13 protein-coding genes are annotated in these 17,983 nt (G+C 69.5%); 7 read left to right on the plus strand and 6 right to left on the minus strand.

The features are described 5' to 3' along the window. The 5 genes from HUW46_RS38085 (at position 1) to HUW46_RS38105 (ending at position 7,647) form a co-directional block, all read left to right on the plus strand. On the plus strand, positions 1–1,854 hold the full coding sequence (locus tag HUW46_RS38085; RefSeq protein ID WP_215543551.1) for an AfsR/SARP family transcriptional regulator: 1,854 nt from the start codon (positions 1–3) through the stop codon (positions 1,852–1,854). A 102-nt stretch (positions 1,855–1,956) separates the two neighbouring features. Further along, positions 1,957–3,030 (plus strand): hypothetical protein, encoded by a 1,074-nt coding sequence (locus HUW46_RS38090; protein ID WP_215543552.1) that lies wholly within the window; start codon positions 1,957–1,959, stop codon positions 3,028–3,030. A gap of 379 nt (positions 3,031–3,409) precedes the next feature. Beyond that, positions 3,410–4,630: a 4-nitrotryptophan synthase gene (txtE, locus tag HUW46_RS38095; protein WP_215543553.1), complete on the plus strand. Its 1,221-nt coding sequence runs from the start codon at positions 3,410–3,412 to the stop codon at positions 4,628–4,630. Positions 4,631–4,963: 333 nt separating this feature from the next. Next, positions 4,964–6,730, plus strand: a complete 1,767-nt coding sequence (locus tag HUW46_RS38100; RefSeq protein ID WP_215543554.1) for a chitinase — start codon at positions 4,964–4,966, stop codon at positions 6,728–6,730. A 149-nt stretch (positions 6,731–6,879) separates the two neighbouring features. Continuing rightward, positions 6,880–7,647, plus strand: a complete 768-nt coding sequence (locus HUW46_RS38105; RefSeq protein WP_215543555.1) for a DUF6585 family protein — start codon at positions 6,880–6,882, stop codon at positions 7,645–7,647. A gap of 9 nt (positions 7,648–7,656) precedes the next feature. Here HUW46_RS38105 and HUW46_RS38110 read toward each other — a convergent pair whose 3' ends face one another. The 4 genes from HUW46_RS38110 to HUW46_RS38125 form a co-directional block, all read right to left on the minus strand. After that, positions 7,657–8,811, minus strand: a complete 1,155-nt coding sequence (locus HUW46_RS38110; RefSeq protein WP_215543556.1) for a serine hydrolase domain-containing protein — start codon at positions 8,809–8,811, stop codon at positions 7,657–7,659. Between the two features lie 82 nt (positions 8,812–8,893). Further along, positions 8,894–10,489, minus strand: a complete 1,596-nt coding sequence (locus tag HUW46_RS38115; RefSeq protein WP_215543557.1) for an amidohydrolase — start codon at positions 10,487–10,489, stop codon at positions 8,894–8,896. A 28-nt stretch (positions 10,490–10,517) separates the two neighbouring features. Further along, positions 10,518–11,867: an amidase gene (locus HUW46_RS38120; RefSeq protein WP_215543558.1), complete on the minus strand. Its 1,350-nt coding sequence runs from the start codon at positions 11,865–11,867 to the stop codon at positions 10,518–10,520. Between the two features lie 29 nt (positions 11,868–11,896). Next, positions 11,897–13,060, minus strand: a complete 1,164-nt coding sequence (locus HUW46_RS38125) for a hypothetical protein (RefSeq protein ID WP_215543559.1) — start codon at positions 13,058–13,060, stop codon at positions 11,897–11,899. A gap of 137 nt (positions 13,061–13,197) precedes the next feature. On the opposite strand from HUW46_RS38125, the gene HUW46_RS38130 reads away from it, so the two are divergent. Both HUW46_RS38130 and HUW46_RS38135 read left to right on the plus strand, forming a co-directional pair. Next, on the plus strand, positions 13,198–14,250 hold the full coding sequence (locus tag HUW46_RS38130) for a LacI family DNA-binding transcriptional regulator (RefSeq protein WP_254125316.1): 1,053 nt from the start codon (positions 13,198–13,200) through the stop codon (positions 14,248–14,250). A 125-nt stretch (positions 14,251–14,375) separates the two neighbouring features. After that, complete coding sequence (locus HUW46_RS38135; protein WP_254125318.1) at positions 14,376–14,723, plus strand: ArsR/SmtB family transcription factor; 348 nt, start codon at positions 14,376–14,378, stop codon at positions 14,721–14,723. 10 nt (positions 14,724–14,733) lie between these two features. On the opposite strand, the gene HUW46_RS38140 is transcribed toward HUW46_RS38135, so the two are convergent. Both HUW46_RS38140 and HUW46_RS38145 read right to left on the minus strand, forming a co-directional pair. Continuing rightward, positions 14,734–16,128 carry an FtsW/RodA/SpoVE family cell cycle protein gene (locus HUW46_RS38140; RefSeq protein WP_215543560.1) on the minus strand — a complete coding sequence of 465 codons (1,395 nt, stop codon included), beginning with the start codon at positions 16,126–16,128 and terminating at the stop codon, positions 14,734–14,736. 36 nt (positions 16,129–16,164) lie between these two features. Then, positions 16,165–17,961 carry an ABC transporter ATP-binding protein gene (locus HUW46_RS38145; protein WP_254125320.1) on the minus strand — a complete coding sequence of 599 codons (1,797 nt, stop codon included), beginning with the start codon at positions 17,959–17,961 and terminating at the stop codon, positions 16,165–16,167. Positions 17,962–17,983: the final 22 nt, after the last annotated feature.

Consider the following 17,983-nt stretch of genomic DNA (forward strand, 5'->3'; position numbering starts at 1 on the left):
ATGTCAGCCGAGCTGAGCTTCAAAATGCTGGGACCGCTCGAACTGGGGACGGGGGGCGAATGGGTGTCGATTCGCTCGCCGAGACAACGAACCGTGCTGGCGATGCTGTTGCTGTCGCCGGATCAGGTGGTGTCGGTGGACAGCCTGATCGAGGCCGTGTGGAGCGATCATCCACCGGCGACCGGGCGAACGCAGATCGCCATCTGCGTCACCGCGCTGCGCAAGATCTTCCGCGCCGCGCACCATTCGGAGGAGGTGATCGCGACCGTCGCGCCAGGGTACCGGCTCAACGACAAGGCGCTCCGGATCGACGCGGTCGACTTCGGCACTTTCGTCGACGAGGCAAGGGCGTCGGCCAGGCGCGGCGAAGCGGCCGCTGCGGTCGAGAAGTACACCAGGGCACTGGATCTGTGGCGGGGCCAGGCCCTGTCCGGGGTGTCCGGGTACTCGGTCGAGGTCGAGGCCGAACGGCTGGAACAGGAACGGCTCACCGTGTTCGAACAGCGGACCGAGCTGAAACTGGCACTCGGGCAGCACCGCGCGGTCGTCGGTGAACTCGCCGCACTGGTGCGGGAGCACCCGCAGCGGGAGACGGCCCGCGCGCAGCTGATGCTGGCGCAGTACCGCTGCGGTCAGCGCGTCGAGGCGCTGGAAACCTTCCACGAAGGGCGAAAGCACGCCATCGAGACCTACGGGCTGGATCCCGGCGTGGCGCTGCGAGAGCTGCACGAGGCGATACTCCAGGACGACGCGAGCCTCGCCGCACCGTCCACATCGGACACGGTGCGCCCGGTGCGCGCGATCGTGCCAGCGCAGCTGCCCTCGGACATCCCGGCGTTCACCGGCAGGGAGGTCGAACTGGCCAGGCTGGACGCGATGGTGGTCGAGCACGCCGACCACGAGCCGACACCGGTCGGGCTGGTCACCGGCGGGCCCGGTGTCGGCAAGACCGCGGTCGCGGTGCACTGGGCGCGGCGGATGGCCGGGAAGTTCCCCGGTGGTCAGCTGTTCGTCGACCTGCACGGGCACGACGGCCAGGAGGCGGCGGATCCGGACACGGTGCTGGCGCACTTCCTGCGCGCACTCGGCGTGTCCGAGGCGGCGATCCCGGCGGCGTCGATCGAGCGGGCCGCGCTGTACCGCAGCGTCATCGACGGCAGGCGGGTGCTCGTCGTGCTGGACAACGCGCGGGACTACCGGCAGATCGCGCCGCTCATGCCGGGCAGCGGTTCGTGTTGCGTGCTGGTCACCAGCGGCGAGCCGATTCCGGAGCTGCTGGGGCACTACTGCCCGGTGTCGGTGCGGATGACGCCGCTGCCCGCGGAAGCGGCCCGTGAGCTGATCGGCAAGGTCGTCGGCGACCGCAGAGTGGTCGAAGATCCGGCGGGGACGGGCAGGCTCGCCGAGCTGTGCGACCGGTTACCGTTGGCGTTGCGGGTTTCGGCGGCGAGGCTGACCGCGAAACCGCATTGGCGGGTGAGCGATCTGGTGTCGCGGATGATGGACCCGGCGCGGCGGTTCGACGAACTCGGCCAGGCGGGCCCGGATCTGCGGTCGCGGTTCCGGCTGAGCTACGGACGGCTGGATCCGCTCGCGGCGCGGCTGTTCCGGTTGCTGGGCTGGGTTTCGGTGCCGTGCGTGGACACCGCGGGCGCCGCGGATCTGCTGAGCGTGGGGCGGGTCGAGGCCGAGCTGGCCTTGGAGCGCCTCGTGGACGCTTATCTCGCCGAGGTGGTGCTGGGCGCGCGCACCGGCCCGACGCAGTATCGCGTCGGCGGCCTGGCGCGGGTTTTCGCCCAGGAACAGGATTGCGACGAATCGGTGACGTTCGCGGAGACCGCGTGCCAGCCGTGACGAACGCCGGCCGGGCGGATACCCCGGCGATAAGGATCTTGGTCAGTCTGGTCGTGGTGTCGGGAACGGCGGCTGTTCGGCAGTGATGCAAAGGATTTCCAGGTGGTTCGGACGGATGAGTACGCGATGCCGGGGTTGACACCGCAGCGAGGCGGTCGCCTGCCGTTGACGACGGTGCCGGTACGCGGCGGCCATGCGCCCTGTCACGTGGAAATGGTCCTGGTCTGGGCCGTGCTCGCCATGCTGGGGAGCAGGGCCGTGCTCGGCACCTGGGTGGACGCCTGGCCCCGCGTCGAGGAGCCGAACACCGGGCAACTGATCTCCGGCACGCTGTTCATGCTGGTCGCCTTGCTGCTGACGCTGTCGTTCATGGGGTCCACCATGAAGAGGACGGCGGCGGTCGTCGGCGGTCTGGGGTGCGGCCTGCTGATCGGCACCACCGACGATTTCATCGCGGCCTACGACGACGTCTTCTGGCGGTCGGTCGTCACCCTCATGTACGCCGCGTTCGTCGCCACCGTGATCGGCATGCGGTGCCTGCGCGACCGGCATTCGCCGACCTCGCGCGAGAACCTGGCGAGCGCCGCGGCCATCGCGGCGAGGGGAGTCGCGGACGGGCTGGACTCCGCGCGGCGGCTGCGGGCCCTGCGGCTGCTGGAGCGGGCGGCCAACCAGGGCGGTGACCGCTCCGCGGTCGTCGACCTGAGCAGGCTGATCAGCCGCTGCCCGGAGGCGGAACCGACGGCCACTTCGCACGCCTGGTGGAAGAAGCTGGCCACCGCGTCGCTGGCCGGGCGGATCCCGACGGCCCGCTGGGTGAGCTGGGCGGTGTGCATCGTCCTGCTCGTCAGGGCGATGCTCGCCGTGCTGGTCGCGGTCGTGGCGCCGGACCGGGACCGGTTCGTGGCGATCAGCGTGGTTTCCGACGTGTGCCAGGTGCTCAGCGGGATCAGCGTGGTCGCGCTGGTGCTCGCGGCGCTGGTCCGGTTGCGGCGGCACCGGCTGGTGGCGTTGCGGCTCGGCAGGTACGCCGCGCTGATCACGGTGCTGACCACGGGCCTGTTCGACTTCTCCGCGGAGGGTTTCGCGGTGCTCAGCGACATCATGATCGGGTTGCTCGTGCTCGCCGTGCTGATCCAGCAGATCCGGGTGCTCGCCCCGGATCCGCTCGCCTGACGCTCGCTGCCGCCTTCCGGCGTAACCACCGTCCCGCCACCGGTCCGTCCACAGTGGATTATGGAAATCGGCGGATCCTGGTGCGCTTGTTCCTGCCGTCGCGGCCTTTCGTCCGTTATCGATTCCCGTCCGCGGCGCGCGGCGTGCTGATAACGATTCAAAATTCGTGCCCACTAGCGTTGCCCGCAATGAACGGTGCGATGGCGCGCGGAGGGGCGCCGTCGACTGTGGACCAGCCCTCCGAAGCGACGACTGCGCACAGCCCAGTCCCTTGTTCCTCCGCGGTATCCGATGCCGCGGAAGAAGTTTCGCCACACAGCCGGACGGAACACGACCTGTCGAAGTCTGGATCCGACCGTAGCAAAGATGGAGCCGACCGATGGTATTTGCCTCGCCGTTGTCCGACCCGGGGATCGTGCCGAACCCCTATCCTGTCTACGCCGACCTTGCCAAGAACAATCCCGTTCACTGGTGTGAAGGGCTCGATGCCTGGGCGGTCATGCGGTATGAAGACTGCGCGGCGGCAATGAAGGACTCCCGGCTGAAGGCCGACCGCATGGAAGAGGTCCTTCAGGCGAAGTTCGAGGGCCGCGCGGTGCGGCCGGACAACATCTACCACCAGTTCACCAAGAACGTGATGATGTACACCGACCCGCCGGTCCACGACGCGCTGCGGCGTTCGACGGCGCCCGGTTTCACCCGCGCCGCGCACGAGTTCTACAGCGACGTCATCAAGAAGGTCGCGACCGACCTGGTGGCGTCGATCCCCACCAAGCAAACCGAAATCGACGCGGTGGCCGACCTGGCCCTCGAGATGCCCTACCGCGCGTCGGTGCACGCGTTCGGCGTCCCCGAGGAGGACCTGGACTTCATCGTGCCAAGGGTGAACATCCTGATGACCTACTGGTCGGGCACGCTGGAGCAGCCGGTGAGCTTCGACAGCCTGCTCGAGAACCTCACCGACCTGCACACGTACTCGCTGGAGCTGGTGCAGGGCAAGCGCGGCAAGGTCCTGCCGGACACGGTCATCGCCAGGCTCGCGGCCAGCCAGGAGACCAATGTCGATTCGACGTTGGAGCAGACCATTCACCAGCTGGTGCTGCTGCTCATCGCGCTGTACGCGCCGACGACGCCCGGTTCGCTCAGCAGCGGCATGAAGGCGTTCGCCGAAAACCCCGAGCAGATCGAGCTCTTCCGCACCGACCAGGCCTGTGCCGACAACGTCGGCAACGAGGTCGTCCGGTACAACGCCTCGAACCAGTTCACCTGGCGGCTCGCGGACACCTCGATCGAAATCGGCGGCGTCAAGATCGACAAGGGGCAGTGCGTCGCGCTGTTCCTCGGCGCGGCCAACCGGGACCCCAGCGTGTTCGAGCGGCCCAACGAGTTCGACCTGTCCCGGTCGAACAGCGGCAAGCACCTTTCGTTCGGCGTCGGCCTGCACTCGTGCCTCGGCAGGCAGATCGCCACGCTCCAGCTGAAGTGGTTCTACAACGCGCTGTTCTCGCGCTACTCGAAGATCGGCCTGGCTGGCGACCCGGTCTGGAACACCAACCTCGAGTTCCGTTCGCTGAAGTCCTTGCCGCTGGTACTGGGCTGACCGGCCGTCGCCCGCGGGGGCGACCCTTCGCTTGACCCGACTAGCTCCCCCAGCACCGCTGCCGGTGCTGGGGGAGTGGTCTTTGACCCGCTCTGAACCGGCCTCACCGCGACTCCGTCCGAATAGGACACGACGTGCGGGGAGCGCGCTTGGTCCCGAAGGCCGCTGCTGATGCCGCGAAGGTGACCTTCGGGGCGCTCAGGTCCCCGAAAGCCACTTTCGGGGCACACGCGGGATCAGCTGCCCTGTCAGTCCGCGCTTTCCGGTTCTCGGTGGTCTGGACTTTTTACTCAGTGGTCTAGACAATGGACCTCCCTTGAACTGGAGGTCCCGATGAGGCGTTCCAGACTGTCCACCGCACTCGCCGTCGTCGCGCTCGTGTTCTCCGGGGTGGTCGCCGCACCCGCCCAGGCCGCGAACATCCTGTCCAATCCCGGTTTCGAGGCCGGGTCGCTGTCCGGCTGGGCCTGCTCCGGCGGGACCGCCGTCACCACTCCCGTGCACTCCGGCGGCTACGCCCTCGCCGCCACGCCAGCCGGCGCCGACTACGCCCAGTGCGCGCAGACCGTTTCCGTGCAGCCGAACACCACCTACACCGTCTCCGCCTGGGTGCGCGGCAATCCCGTCTACCTCGGCATCACCGGCGGCGCCTCGACCTGGTCCGGCAACTCCGGTGCCTACAACCAGCTGAGCCTCACCTTCACCACCGGCAACCAGACCTCCGCCCAGCTCTACCTCCACGGCTGGTACGGCGCGGGCACCTACTACGCCGACGACGTCGTCCTCGACGGTCCCGGTGGCAACACCCCCGGCACTCCCGGTGCGCCGGGGGAGCCGTCGACGGGCAGCATCACCACCTCCTCCATCGCGCTCACCTGGGGCGCCAGCACCGGCACCGTCACCGGTTACCGCGTCTACGAAGACAACACCGTCGTCGCCACCGTCTCCGGGACGAGTACCACCCTGACCGGCCTGACCACCTGTTCGACCCACAGCTACTCGGTCGCCGCCTACAACTCCGCCGGTGAGTCACCGCGCAGTGCCGTCGCCACCGGGAGAACCGGCGGGTGCACCGAAACCGGGCTGCCGAAGCACGCCCTCATCGGGTACTTGCACTCCAGCTTCGCCAACGGCTCCGGTTACGTCCGGATGGCCGACGTGCCCGCCGCATGGGACATCATCGACCTCGCGTTCGGTGAGCCGACTTCGGTGACGTCCGGGGACATCCGCTTCACCCGGTGCCCGGTCAGCGAATGCCCGAACGTCGAAAGCGACGCCGACTTCGCCGCCGCGATCAAGGCGAAGCAGGCGCAGGGCAAGAAGGTGCTGATCTCCATCGGCGGGCAGAACGGCCAGGTCCAGCTGACCACGGCGGCCGCGCGCGACAAGTTCGTCAGCTCCGTCTCGGCGATCATCGACAAGTACGGGCTCGACGGCCTCGACGTCGACTTCGAAGGCCATTCGCTCTCGCTCAACGCCGGGGACACCGACTTCCGCAACCCGACCACGCCGGTGATCGTCAACCTGATCTCCGCGCTGAAGTCGCTCAAAGCCAAGTACGGCACGGGTTTCGTGCTGACGATGGCGCCGGAGACGTTCTTCGTCCAGGTCGGCTACCAGTTCTACGGCGGTTCCGGCGGGGGCGACGCGCGTACCGGCGCGTACCTGCCGGTGATCCACGCGCTACGCGACGCGCTGACCGTGCTGCATGTCCAGGACTACAACTCCGGCCCGGTCACGGGGCTGGACAACCAGTACCACACCATGGGCGGCGCCGATTTCCACATCGCGATGACCGACATGCTCAAGGCGGGCTTCCGCGTCGCGAACACCGGCCAGACCTTCCCTGGGCTGCGTCCCGAGCAGATCGCCATCGGCCTGCCCGCCGCGGTCAGCGCCGGGAACGGCCACACCTCGCCCGCCGACGTCCAGGCGGCGGTGAACTGCCTGGTCAAGGGCGCCGGTTGCGGCTCGTACTCGTTGCGCGGCGGCACCTCTCCCGCCTTGCGCGGGCTCATGACGTGGTCGATCAACTGGGACAAGTACTACGGCTGGGAGTTCCAGAACAGTCACGAGCCGTTCTTGAACGCGCTGCCGTGACAGGAGGTGGGGCCGCCGCACCGGGCGGCCCCACTCGCGCCGGCTCGATCGAGTCCGGAATGGACTGGCCGGATTCGCCCGTGTCATCGGGATTTCATGCGCCGCGGATAGCTTCGGGGCCCCTATGTGGTCTACGGAGTGAGGTTCCCTTGTCGCGTCAGATCAGCGCTGCCGACGAACAGGCGCAGCTCGGCGAGCACAGCGCCACCCACCAGCCGCGCGAGCACTCCTCGGGAGTGGTGATACTCAGCTTTGTCACCGTCCTCTGTGGACTATTCGGCTTCGGGTCGCTCGTTGCCGGTGGACCCGTGTTCTTGTCGATCGTCTTCATACCGCTGGCGATCGGCGCCGGGTGGTGGGCCGTCGAGGCCGGCCGCAAGGCAGCCAACAAGGACAGGGTGCGGCTCGACCTGTACGAGCACGGCATGACCTTCATCGACCATCGGGGAAAGCTGTCGGTTTTCCGCTGGGACTCGATGGAAGTGAAGCAGAGCATCCTCAAGCAGAAGGCGGACTTCGGCATCGTCAGCGAGACCAGTTTCTCGTACCGGATAATGGGCGACGACGGAACTTCGGCGACGGTTTCGGGGTCGCACGACGGGGACACCGATGTGGACTCGTGGGGCAGCGCCATCCAGCACGCCGTGACCAACGCACAACTGCCCGGCGCCCTCGCCCGGTTCCGGCGAGGCGAGACGCTGCGGTTCGGCGCCCTTTCGATCAGCTGGGATTCGCTTGCCGTGAAAGACAAAGTGACGCCCTGCGCGCACATCGAGACCGCCTACATGGCGAACGGCAATCTCCACATCCGGGAGCGCGGGAGCCGGCGGGGGAAGCTGCTCACGCAGATCAACCAGGTCCCCAACTTTTACGTGTTCTACGCGTTGCTGGAGCTTCGCCTCCGCTCCGGGGCGTGACACGGACGATCACGCCCGTCCGTCGCAGAGGGCCGAGTCGAGGACGGTGGTCATGCCGGCGCCCAGTGCGGGCAGGGGACTGTTGACGACGACGGTGGCGTGCCTGCCGTCGGCGGTGGCCATGGTGACTTCCCCGAATCCCGCGGTGCCCCCGTAGTGCCCGATGGCCTCACCGCCGCAGGACAGGTTGAGCTGGTAGAGCCCGAGCCCGTAGCCGTCGGCCTTCTGGTCGACGGTGATGGGCGTGAACCGGGTCATCTCGGCCAGCTCGGCCCGCGGCAGGACGGCGCCGTCGGCGAGGGCCTGCGCGAAGGTCGTCATGTCGCCGGGAGTGGAGACCATGGTGCCGGCGGCGCCGAGGTAGGAGGGCTCGTTGAGCGCCTCGGTGACATCGATCCACACACCGAGGGAGCGCACACCGATGTAGCCGTTGGCGTGCGGGGCGGGCATGGCTTTGTGACCCGCCGCCGGGTAGGAGGTGTGGGCGAGCCCGAGCGGCTTGATGAGCCGATCGGTGATCTCGTCGCCGACCCAGCGGCCGGTGACCTTTTCGATCAGCATGCCCGCGATGACGTAGTTGGTGTTCGAGTACTCCCACCGCGTTCCCGGCGCGAAGTGCGGCCGCTCGGTCAGCGCCTCCCGCACCAGTTCCGCGGGCGTCCAGGTGCGCTGGTGCAGCAGCGGGTTGTACAGCCCGCCGTGGTGCGGCAGCGGTGTCAGGTAATCGGCGATCCCGGACTTGTGCTGCAGGACCTGGCGCACGGTGATCGCGTTGCCGTCGTACCCGTTGCCGTCGACCAGCCCTGGCAGGTACGACTCGATCGGGTCGTCCAGCCGCACCCGGCCGTCGGCGACCAGTTGCAGCACCACCGTGGCCACGAACGTCTTGGTGTAGCTGCCGATCTGCACGTGGTCCTCGGGCCGGAAGGTCCGCTGGGCACCGACTTCGGCCGTGCCGGAGGTCAGCTCCCAGGTGCCGTCGCGGTCGCCGCCGACCACCTCGCCGCCCGGCGCGCCCGGCGAGGCACCCACCAGCTCGTCCAGCTTCCGCTGCGTGGCCGCGTGCGAATCGCCGGGTACCGCATGGGCAGGGCACGGGGCGACGGCGATGGCCGACCCCACGACCGCGGCGAGGATTCCGCCCCGCGTAACGTTTCCGCGCATTTTCTCGCTCCCATCCAGGTCTTCCAAGACAGGACGGGAACGCTAGCGACGCGTGATGAAACCGGGATGAAACTCGTTTTCGTCAGCTCGGCTCCCGCGACCACACCCGCTCGGCGCCGACCCAGGTCTGCTCGACCTCGATTTCGGTGAGCTCTTCGCCTGGCACGTGGAACGGATCGCGGTCGAGAACGACGAAATCGGCGAGCATCCCTTCGGCGATGGTGCCTTTGCGGTGTTCCTCGCCGGAGGCGTAGGCCGCCCCCGTGGTGTAGAGCGCGAGGGCTTCCGCTTGGCTGATGCGCTGGTCTTCGCCGAGCACGGTGCCGTCCGCGGTCCGCCTGGTGACGCAGGACCGGAGCGCGAGCCGCACATCGTAAGGGCCGCAAGGGAAATCCGAGGACCCGGCGACCGGGACGCCCGCGTCGAGCAGGGCGCGGTGGGGGAACATCCGCTCCGCCCGCTGCCTGCCGTAGTAGCCAGGCAGTTTTTCCCCGTGGAAGGCCACGTAACTGCCGAACGGAACGGCGATCAGGCCGAGCGCGGCGATACGGGCCAGCAGGCCGGGGTCGACCAGGGTGCAGTGCTCGATCCGGTGCCGCGCGTGCGGTCGTGGATGCGCCCGCTGCGCGGCTTCCACGGCGTCGAGCAGCAGCCGGATGGCGCGGTCCCCGTTGGCGTGCACGCAGACCGTGCTGCCCGCTCTGTGCACTGTGGACACGAAGTCGGCGAGTTCTTCGGTCGGCATCGCCTGGATGCCGTGCCCGCACGAATCCGCGTACGGCTCTTCGAGCAGGCAGGTGCCCCCGGCGACGGCGCCGTCCACGAACGCCTTGACCCCGCCGATCCGCAGTCGGGTGTCGCCGAGCCCGGTGCGCAGGCCGAGCGCGCCCATCGCGTCCAGCCCGGAATAGGCGAGCAGCATGCTCACCCGGAGCGTGAGCTCCTGCCTGGCGTGCGCCTCCTGCAGCAGGCGCAGGCCACGCGGCCACACGAGCGCGTCGCCGACGGAGGTGATCCCGGCGGCGTGCATCATCCGCTGGTAGCGGCGAAGTCCCGCCAGCCGTTCGTCCGTGCCGCGCTCCGGGATGGCCGGTTCCACCAGCTCGAACATCGCCCGCTCGTACACCGTGCCGTCGAGCCTGCCCGCCGCGTCGCGGCCGAGTTCGCCGCCAGGCGGGAGTTCGGTGGACTCGTTCAGCCCGGCCGCGCGCAGGCCCACCGTGTTGAGCACGCCCCAGTGCATGCCGATCTGGCGGAGGAACACCGGGTGGTCCGGGCAGACCCGGTCCAGTTCCGCCCGGGTGAGCACGGTGCCCCCGGTGCTCTTGGCGTGGTCGTAGCGGCAGCCGATGACCCAGTGCCCCGGTGGGGTGGTCGTGGCGCGCTCGGCCAGCTTGGCGAGCAGTTCCGCCCGTGACCCGACGAGTTCGGGCGAGCAGTCCACTTCGAGCAGTTGCTCGGCCATGATGCTCGGGTGCTGGTGCGCGTCGTTGAACCCCGGAAGCAGCACCGCGTTGCCGAAGTCGTGCACCTCCGCCTCGGGGAACCGCGTTCGTAACGTCGCTACCTCGCCCGTGGCCACGATCGTCTCGCCGAACGCGGCGAAGGCGGGCACCGTCGTTCCGGTCATCGTGTGCACGGTGCCCGCGGTGAAGATCCGGGTCTGGCTGGCTGTCATGTCCGGTGGTTCCTCCGGTTCTGCTCGGTCAGTCCTCGAACGCGCGCGCCGCGTCGAGCAAGGTGCGTTCGGCGAAAAACGGGGCCACGAGCTGGATTCCGCACGGCGACTCCCCGCGAGAACCGGCACCGGGCGGCACGCTCAGCGCGGGGTGCCCGGTGTGGTTGAACAGCGAGGTGCCGCGCACCATGGCCGTGGTCGGATCGGTCGCGATCCCGTCGACCATGATGGCGGTTTGGCCGTGGCACGGGGGTTCGACGGTCATGGTCGGCACGGCGAGCAGGTCCATCCCGGCGAACAGCGCGTCGACCTGACGGCGCAGTTCGCCCCTGGTCCGCTGCGCGTCCAGGTACTGCTCGGTGCTCACCAGCGCGCCGGCGGCGATCGCGTCCCGCATCGGTCGGTCGTACCTGTCCTCGTCCTCGCCGAAGCGGTGCCGGTGGTAGGCGGAGAGTTCGCTGGACAGGATGGTCCAGTGCGCCGCCTTGACCTCGTCGAGGTCCGGAAACCGCAGCGGGCTGATCCGCGCCCCGTGCCGCCACGCGCGGTCTACCACGGCGGTGAACCGTTCCCGCACCGCGGGCTGGTACCCGCTCAGGTCGTCGGGGATGCCGATCCGGTAGCTCGCCTGATCCGGTGTCCGCGGCCGGAATCCCTTGGGGCGCACGGGAAGCAGGGATTCCAGGAACAGCGCCGTGTCCTCGGCGGTGCGGGCCAGGGTGCCGACGTGGTCGAGGGAGGGGGCGAGCGGGATCACCCCGTCGGTCGGCAGCAGCCCGTGGGTCGGCTTCAACCCGGTGATCGCGCAGCAGTACGCGGGCACGCGCACACTGCCTCCGGTGTCGGTGCCGATGGCGGCGAAGCACATCCCGGCGCGCACGGCCGACGCGGAGCCGCCGCTCGATCCGCCGGGGCTGAGGCTTTCGTCGAGCGGATTGCGCGCAGGGCCGACCGTGGTGAGCGCGAACTCGTCGAGCGCGGCCTTGCCGACGACCACGGCACCCGCGGCGCGCAAGGACGCGACGACGGCGGCGTCTCGCCGCGCGGTGTTCCCGGCCAGCACTCGCGAGCCCGCCTCCAGCGGCATCCCCTCGACCGCGACGAGGTCCTTGACCGCGACCACGACGCCGTCGAGCGGACCGCGCGTTTCGCCGTGTGCCAACCGTTCCGTGGCCGCCCGGCTCGCTTCGAGTGCGTGTTCCGGCGCGACGTGGGTCAACGCGCCGAGGCTCGGATTTCGCCGTTCGATCCGCTCCAGTGCGGCTTCGGTCAGTTCGAGCGGGGACAGTTCGCCGCGGTCGAAGAGCCCGCGCACGGTGCGGATGGGGGAGCGCAGGACCTCCGCGAGGTCCTCGTTCTCGCTGGGGTGATCGGTCATGTCGGTTCCTCCGGACGGGTCGAAGCGGGTCAGAGCAGCCCGGTCAGTTCGGCGACGCGCAGCACCCCGGCACCGGCGAGGGTCGTCACGGTCATCGAAAACACGCAGCCGATGAACGGGTGAAAGTCCGAGGGCAGCCTGGCGCCGACCGCGGCGGCCAATGGCGGCCCGAGCGCCGCGCCGAACACGGCGGCGAAGACGATCACCGGCCAGCTCCCGCCGTACGCCAGTACCGCCGCGGGCGCGAGCGAGACCACCGGGACGAACGTCGGGTACCAGCCTCGATCGCGCCACCGGTCGGCGTGCCACCACACGGCCAGCGAAGCGGTGAGCACCTGGGCGCCGAGGATCTGGGGCAGCAGGTTCGAGGCGTAGCCGGGCAGGCCGGGATCCAGCGCCCAGGTCAGCAGCAGACCGGCGAGCAGGCCGAGGCTGGCGAGTTCGTTGCCGTAGAACTGCGCCTCGGTGAAATCGGCGAGCACCCGCCTGGGCAGCCAGGAAGACGAGGGGGCTCGCGAAGGTTCCTTCACGGGCGGTTCGGTCGCGCGCATCCACGGCAGCCACCGGCAGATCAGGAAGGCGGGCACCGCGCCCGCCCACATGCCGGTGACGTTGCCGATCACGTTCGGCAGCCCGAGCGGACGGCACACCAGGTCCACGGCGGCGATCGCGAGCGGGGCCGCCAGCACGGCGCCGAGCCCGCCCGCGGTCAGCGCGACCCGCCATCCCGCGCCGTAGACGAGGACGATCGACGGCGACACGGACACGAAGGCCACGAAGGTGGGCTGCCACTGCCCGGTGCGCGTCCACCACCACAGCAGATGCGAGAGCACGAGCCCGAGCAGCGCGGCGGTGAGCACCCACCGGAACAACCCGGTCCCGTAACAGATGTCGAAGCCGCGCAGGCGGTGGCGCCGGACGGCGAGCCGGTGCGCGAGCGCGGCCATGAGCAGCATCCCGATCCCGGCCGGGACCACGGCGTAGAACTGCGCCTCGGTGAGATCGCCGAACACCTTGCCGAGCCACGCCCTCGGGGCGAGCGGGCCCCAGTCGACGGTGCGCCCGCCGAGCGCGTCCTGCAGCGCCGCGAGACCTTCTTTCACCGCGACAGCCACCACGCAGCAGCAGGCCAGCGCGGGCAGGAGGCGTGCGCGCAGGCTCGACCGACCGGTCACCTCGCCGACGTCGGCCATGGCCCACCACCTTCACCTGCTCGCCGCGCGCACCAGCGGTCCCGGTGCGCAAAGGATTGGCTATAAGGTTTGCGCAATTGAACGAGGGCACGCGTCCGGTGTCAACCCCCGGCCGGGAGCTGTGCGAATATGGCCTGGTGAACGGGGAAAAGCGGGAGCAGGGGAGCGGCAGACCGCGGCGGGCGACGCTGGCGCAGGTCGCCAAGCTCAGCGGCTACCACGTCTCGACGGTGTCCCGTGTGCTCAACGGGTCGACCGTGCCCGGCGCGCGATCCGCCTCCGCCGTGGCCGCCGAGTTGATCCGCCAGGTCGCCAGGGAGGTCGGCTACCTGCCCAACGCCGCGGCGAGCGGCCTGCGCAGGCAGCAGACCCGCCTGCTCGGGGTGGTCATGGCCAGGCTCGTCGACACCGTGCTCGCCACCATCTACGAAGGGATCGAGCACGCGGCGCGGGACAACGGGTTCCATTCGCTCGTGATGAACTCGTGGGACGACGACGACACCAGGCGCACGTGCGTCGAAGCGCTGCTTTCGCACAACGTGGACGCCATGATCCTCGGCGATTCCCCGGTCGACGGCGGCTCGCTCGACCTGCTCGTCGCACGGCAGGTGCCGTTCGTCCTGGTCAACCGGTCGGTCGCGGGGTACCCGTCGATCACGTGCGACGACCGCGCGGGTGGCAGGCTCGCCGCCGAGCACCTGCTCGAACTCGGCCACCGCCGCGTCGCCGTGCTCGCCGGCCTGTCGTACGCGAGCAACGCGATCGAGCGCACCGAGGGATTTCTCGAAGCGTTCCGCGCCGCGGGGCATCCGGTGCCCGCGGAGCGGGTCGTGCCGAGCACCTTCGACGTCGCGGGCGGACGCCTCGGCGCGGAACGGTTGCTGCGCACCGAATCCGTGCCGACCGCGATCTTCACCGTGAGCGATCCCGCGGCGCTCGGTGTCCTCGGCTGCCTGCGCGACCACGGGATCGCGCCGGGCACCGGGATTTCCGTCGTCGGGTTCAACGACGTGCCGATGGCCGCCGAACTGCCGTGCCCGCTGACCACCGTGCGGTCGCCGATGCGCAGGATCGGTGAGGAGAGCGTGCGCCAGTTGCTCGCGCTGATGCGCGGGGAAGAGGTGCGCGACGTGCGGTTCCCCCCGGAACTGGTGGCGAGGGCGACGACCGCCCCGGTCTCGGTGCCCTAGACGCTTGATGTCGTGAAGGTGGCCTTCGGGGCGCTCAGGTCCCGCGAACGGTACCACTACAGTCAAACGCTTGCGCAACCGTGCGCTCGAAGTCATGCTGATGGGCGACGTGAAAGGATGCCGCTGTGCCTGTTGTCTCGCTGCCCGATCCCGGTGAGCCCCCGTCTCCGGAGTTGTTGCAGGACACCGCCGCCGTGTTCGGCATGCTGTCCGCGCCGGCGCGGCTGCACATCCTGTGGCTGCTGGCCTCGGGCGACCGGGACGTGGGCACGCTCGCCGCCGCGCTCGACCAGAGCGTGCCCACGGTCAGCCACCACCTCGCCAAGCTCAAGCTCGCCGGGCTGGTCCGCGCTCGCCGCGACGGCAAGCACCAGGTCTACGGGGTGACCGATCCCCGCATGGTCGAACTGGTCCAGCTCGGCCTCCAGCGCCAGGAACCCGCACGGGGCCGTAAGCGCTCCCGCGGCGCGTGACCGGTCCGCGTCATCGGCTTGTGTCGAGTCCGACCATGACCGTCCTGGCGTCGGCGATCGGCGGCGACACGGGATGCTCGACCGGGGGCGGTGTCGCGGCCGCCTGGGAGACCAGCGTCAGCAGGGCGAGCTGGAAGTAGCTGCCGAGCAGTGACGATCCGCCGTACGCCACGAACGGCAGGGTGATTCCCTTGAGCGGCAACAGTTTCAGCACACCGGCGACGACGAGGAAGACCTGCGCGACGAGGGCGAAGGCCAGTCCGCTCGCGAGGAGCTTGCCGAAACCGTCCCTCGTCTTCAACCCCGCCCGCAGGCCGCGCAGGCCGAGGACCAGGTAGACGAGCAGCACCGCGGTGAGGCCGGTCATGCCGAGTTCCTCGCCGATGGTCGCGGTCATGAAATCGCTGTTGGCGAAGGGAACCGTCTCCGGGCGGCCCCGGCCCAGCCCGGTGCCGAGCATCCCGCCGGTGCCGAATCCGAACAGGCCCTGGGCGAGCTGGTATCCGCCGCCGGTGTAGTCGGCGAAGGGGTCCAGCCAGCTCGCGACCCGGACGCGCACGTGGCCGAACAGGTGGTAGGCGAGCACGCTCCCGGCGGCGAGGAGCACGAAGCCGATCGCCAGCCACGACAACCGGGACGTGACCACGTAGATCATCACCAGGACGGTGGTGAACAGCAGCAGCGCGGTCCCGAGGTCCTTTTCGGCTGCGACCACGCAGATGGCCATCGCCCACACCGCGAGCAGTGGCCCCAGGTCCCGTGCCCTCGGCAGGGGAAGACCGGCCACGCGCCGCCCCATCGTCATGAGCAGATCCCGTTTCGCCATCAGCAACCCGGCGACGAAGACGACGAACAGCGGCTTGCCCAGTTCGCCTGGCTGGAACCCGAGGCCGCCCAGCCGGATCCACCGCTTCGCCCCGTTGGCCTCGGACAGGGCGCTCGGGAGCACGCCGGGCAGGAGCAGCAGGGCGAACCCGGCCAGCCCGCAGACGTAGAGCAGGCGGGTGAGCCGCCGATGATCGCGGACGACGGCGAGGATCGTGACGAACAGCCCGACCCCGGACACCGTCCAGGCGAGCTGCTTGACCACGTCCGCGCTCCCGGTCGCCAGGTCCAGCCGGTGGATCAGCACCAGCCCGAGCCCGTTGAGCATGGCGACGCACGGCAGCAGGACCTGGTCCGCGCCGGGCGCCCATCGCCGCAGGGCGAGATGGGCGCAGGCGAACAGTCCCCAGTGCGCGGCGCCGGCGAGCAGCGTGCCGAGGCCGACCGGCTGCTCCACGGCGGACCGGACCAGTACCAGCGCGACCGTCGTCACCGCCGAGGCGAGGCCGAGCAGCGCCAGTTCTCTGCTCCTGCGCGGCGCGGCGGCGCGGCTCCATTCCGGTTCGGCCCGTCTCGTCACTCAAAGAATCATGCAATTATCGAAGTGAAGGCGCTGTCAGCGCGCGGCCCGGCGGTCCGCCGCGACGAGATCGGCGTAGTGCCCGCCGCGGGCGAGCAGTTCGTCGTGCGTGCCCTGTTCGACGATCTCCCCGCGATCGAGCACGATGATCTGGTCGGCGTCGCGGACGGTGGAGAGCCGGTGGGCGATCGTGATGCTCGTCCGGCTGGCCATCATGGTGTCGAGCGCTTCGGTGATCGCGCGTTCGGTGCGGGTGTCGAGCGCGCTGGTCGCTTCGTCGAGCACCAGGATCGGCGGGTTGGTGAGGATGGTGCGGGCGAGCGCGAGGCGTTGCTTTTCCCCGCCGGAGAACCGATGTCCCCGTTCGCCGACCACGGTGTCGTAGCCGTCCGGGAGCGTGGCGATGGTCTCGTGGATCTGCGCGACCTTCGTGGCCGCGACGAGTTCGGCGTTGGTCGCGCTCTCGTTGGCGAACCGGAGGTTGTCCGCGACGGAGGCGTGGAAGAGGTACGGCTCCTGGGTGACGATGCCGAGAGTCGCGGCCAGTGAAGCGAAACCGAGGTCGCGGACGTCGACACCGTCGATGGCGACCGAGCCGGTGTCCACATCGTACAGACGGGCGAGCAGGTAGCCCAGCGTGCTCTTGCCGGACCCGGTCGCGCCGACGATCCCCACCCGGGAACCGCCCGTGATGTCGAGGTCGATGCCGCGGAGCACGGACGGCAGGTCCTCGGCGTACCGGAACGTGACTCCCTTCAAGCGCACGTCCCCTCGGACGCTCCCCGGCGCGAGCACCACCGGCTCGCTCGCTTCGACGATGTCGATCTCCCGGTCGAGGTAGTCGAAGATCCGGGCGAACAACGCGGTCGAGGTCCGGTACTCCACGCCGAGCCGCAGCAGTTCTTCCAGTGGGTAGATCAGGGCCTCCTGCAAGGCGATCATCGCCACCAGCGTGCCGATCGTGACCGGTGAGCCGGTGCCCATCAGGACGCCGCCCAGCAGGTAGGTCAACGCGGGCATGGCCGAGACGAGCAGGATCACCAGCGAGTATTCCCACTGCCCCGCGGTGTGCGAACGCACTTCGAGCGCGGCGACGTCCCGCGAGGTACGGGTGAACCGCTCGACCAGCCGGTGGGAGCGCGCCGTGGTGCGGCTCAGCACTATCCCCGAAACCGACAACGATTCCTGTACCAGCGAGGACATGTCCGCGAGTCGTTCCTGCTGCCGCGTCGTGATCCGCTGGCGCGCGTTCCCGATCCGCCGGTTGACCCAGAGGGAGAGCGGCAGTGCGAGGAAGGAGAACAGCGCGAGCTTCCAGTCCAGCACGACCATGGCGACCGTCGCCACGCACACGGCGCCGGCGCTGCGGGTCAGCTCCACCGCGGAGTTCGTGACGAGCTCCTGCATCCCGCCGATGTCGTTGGAAATGCGCGACTGGACCTCGCCGGTTCTCGACGCGGTGAAGAACTTCAGGGAAAGCCGCTGCAGATGCCGGTAGACGCGCACGCGCAGGTCGTGCAGCACCGCCTGACCGACCTTCGACGCGATCAGGATCTCCCCGACCTGGACCACCGCCACCACCGCCGCGCACCCGATCAGCGCGCCGACGAGGACCAGCAGCAGGCCGAGGTTCCGGCCGCCGAGCGCGTCGTCCACGATCGCCCGTACCAGGAACGGCTCGAAGAGCCCGATCCCCGAGGTGAACGCGATGAGTGCGGCGAGCCCGGCGAGCCGCCCGCGGTACGGCGCGAAGAGCCGCCACACCCGCTTCCGGTCGATCGCGACCGGTTCCGGTTCGTCGGCCGCGATCCCGCGCTCCGAGGTGCCGTCCACTGCCGATAATCCTTTCTGCGCA

Source organism: Amycolatopsis sp. CA-230715 (genome assembly GCF_018736145.1).
Classification (GTDB): Bacteria; Actinomycetota; Actinomycetes; order Mycobacteriales; family Pseudonocardiaceae; genus Amycolatopsis.

Excerpts from the sequence above, each read along its gene's own strand:
- HUW46_RS38100 (WP_215543554.1), top strand. The coding sequence starts at position 4,964 with ATGAGGCGTTCCAGACTGTCCACCGCACTCGCCGTCGTCGCGCTCGTG.
- HUW46_RS38110 (WP_215543556.1), bottom strand. The coding sequence starts at position 8,811 with ATGCGCGGAAACGTTACGCGGGGCGGAATCCTCGCCGCGGTCGTGGGG.
- HUW46_RS38115 (WP_215543557.1), bottom strand. The coding sequence starts at position 10,489 with ATGACAGCCAGCCAGACCCGGATCTTCACCGCGGGCACCGTGCACACG.
- HUW46_RS38125 (WP_215543559.1), bottom strand. The coding sequence starts at position 13,060 with ATGGCCGACGTCGGCGAGGTGACCGGTCGGTCGAGCCTGCGCGCACGC.
- txtE (WP_215543553.1), top strand. The coding sequence starts at position 3,410 with ATGGTATTTGCCTCGCCGTTGTCCGACCCGGGGATCGTGCCGAACCCC.
- HUW46_RS38085 (WP_215543551.1), top strand. The coding sequence starts at position 1 with ATGTCAGCCGAGCTGAGCTTCAAAATGCTGGGACCGCTCGAACTGGGG.
- HUW46_RS38120 (WP_215543558.1), bottom strand. The coding sequence starts at position 11,867 with ATGACCGATCACCCCAGCGAGAACGAGGACCTCGCGGAGGTCCTGCGC.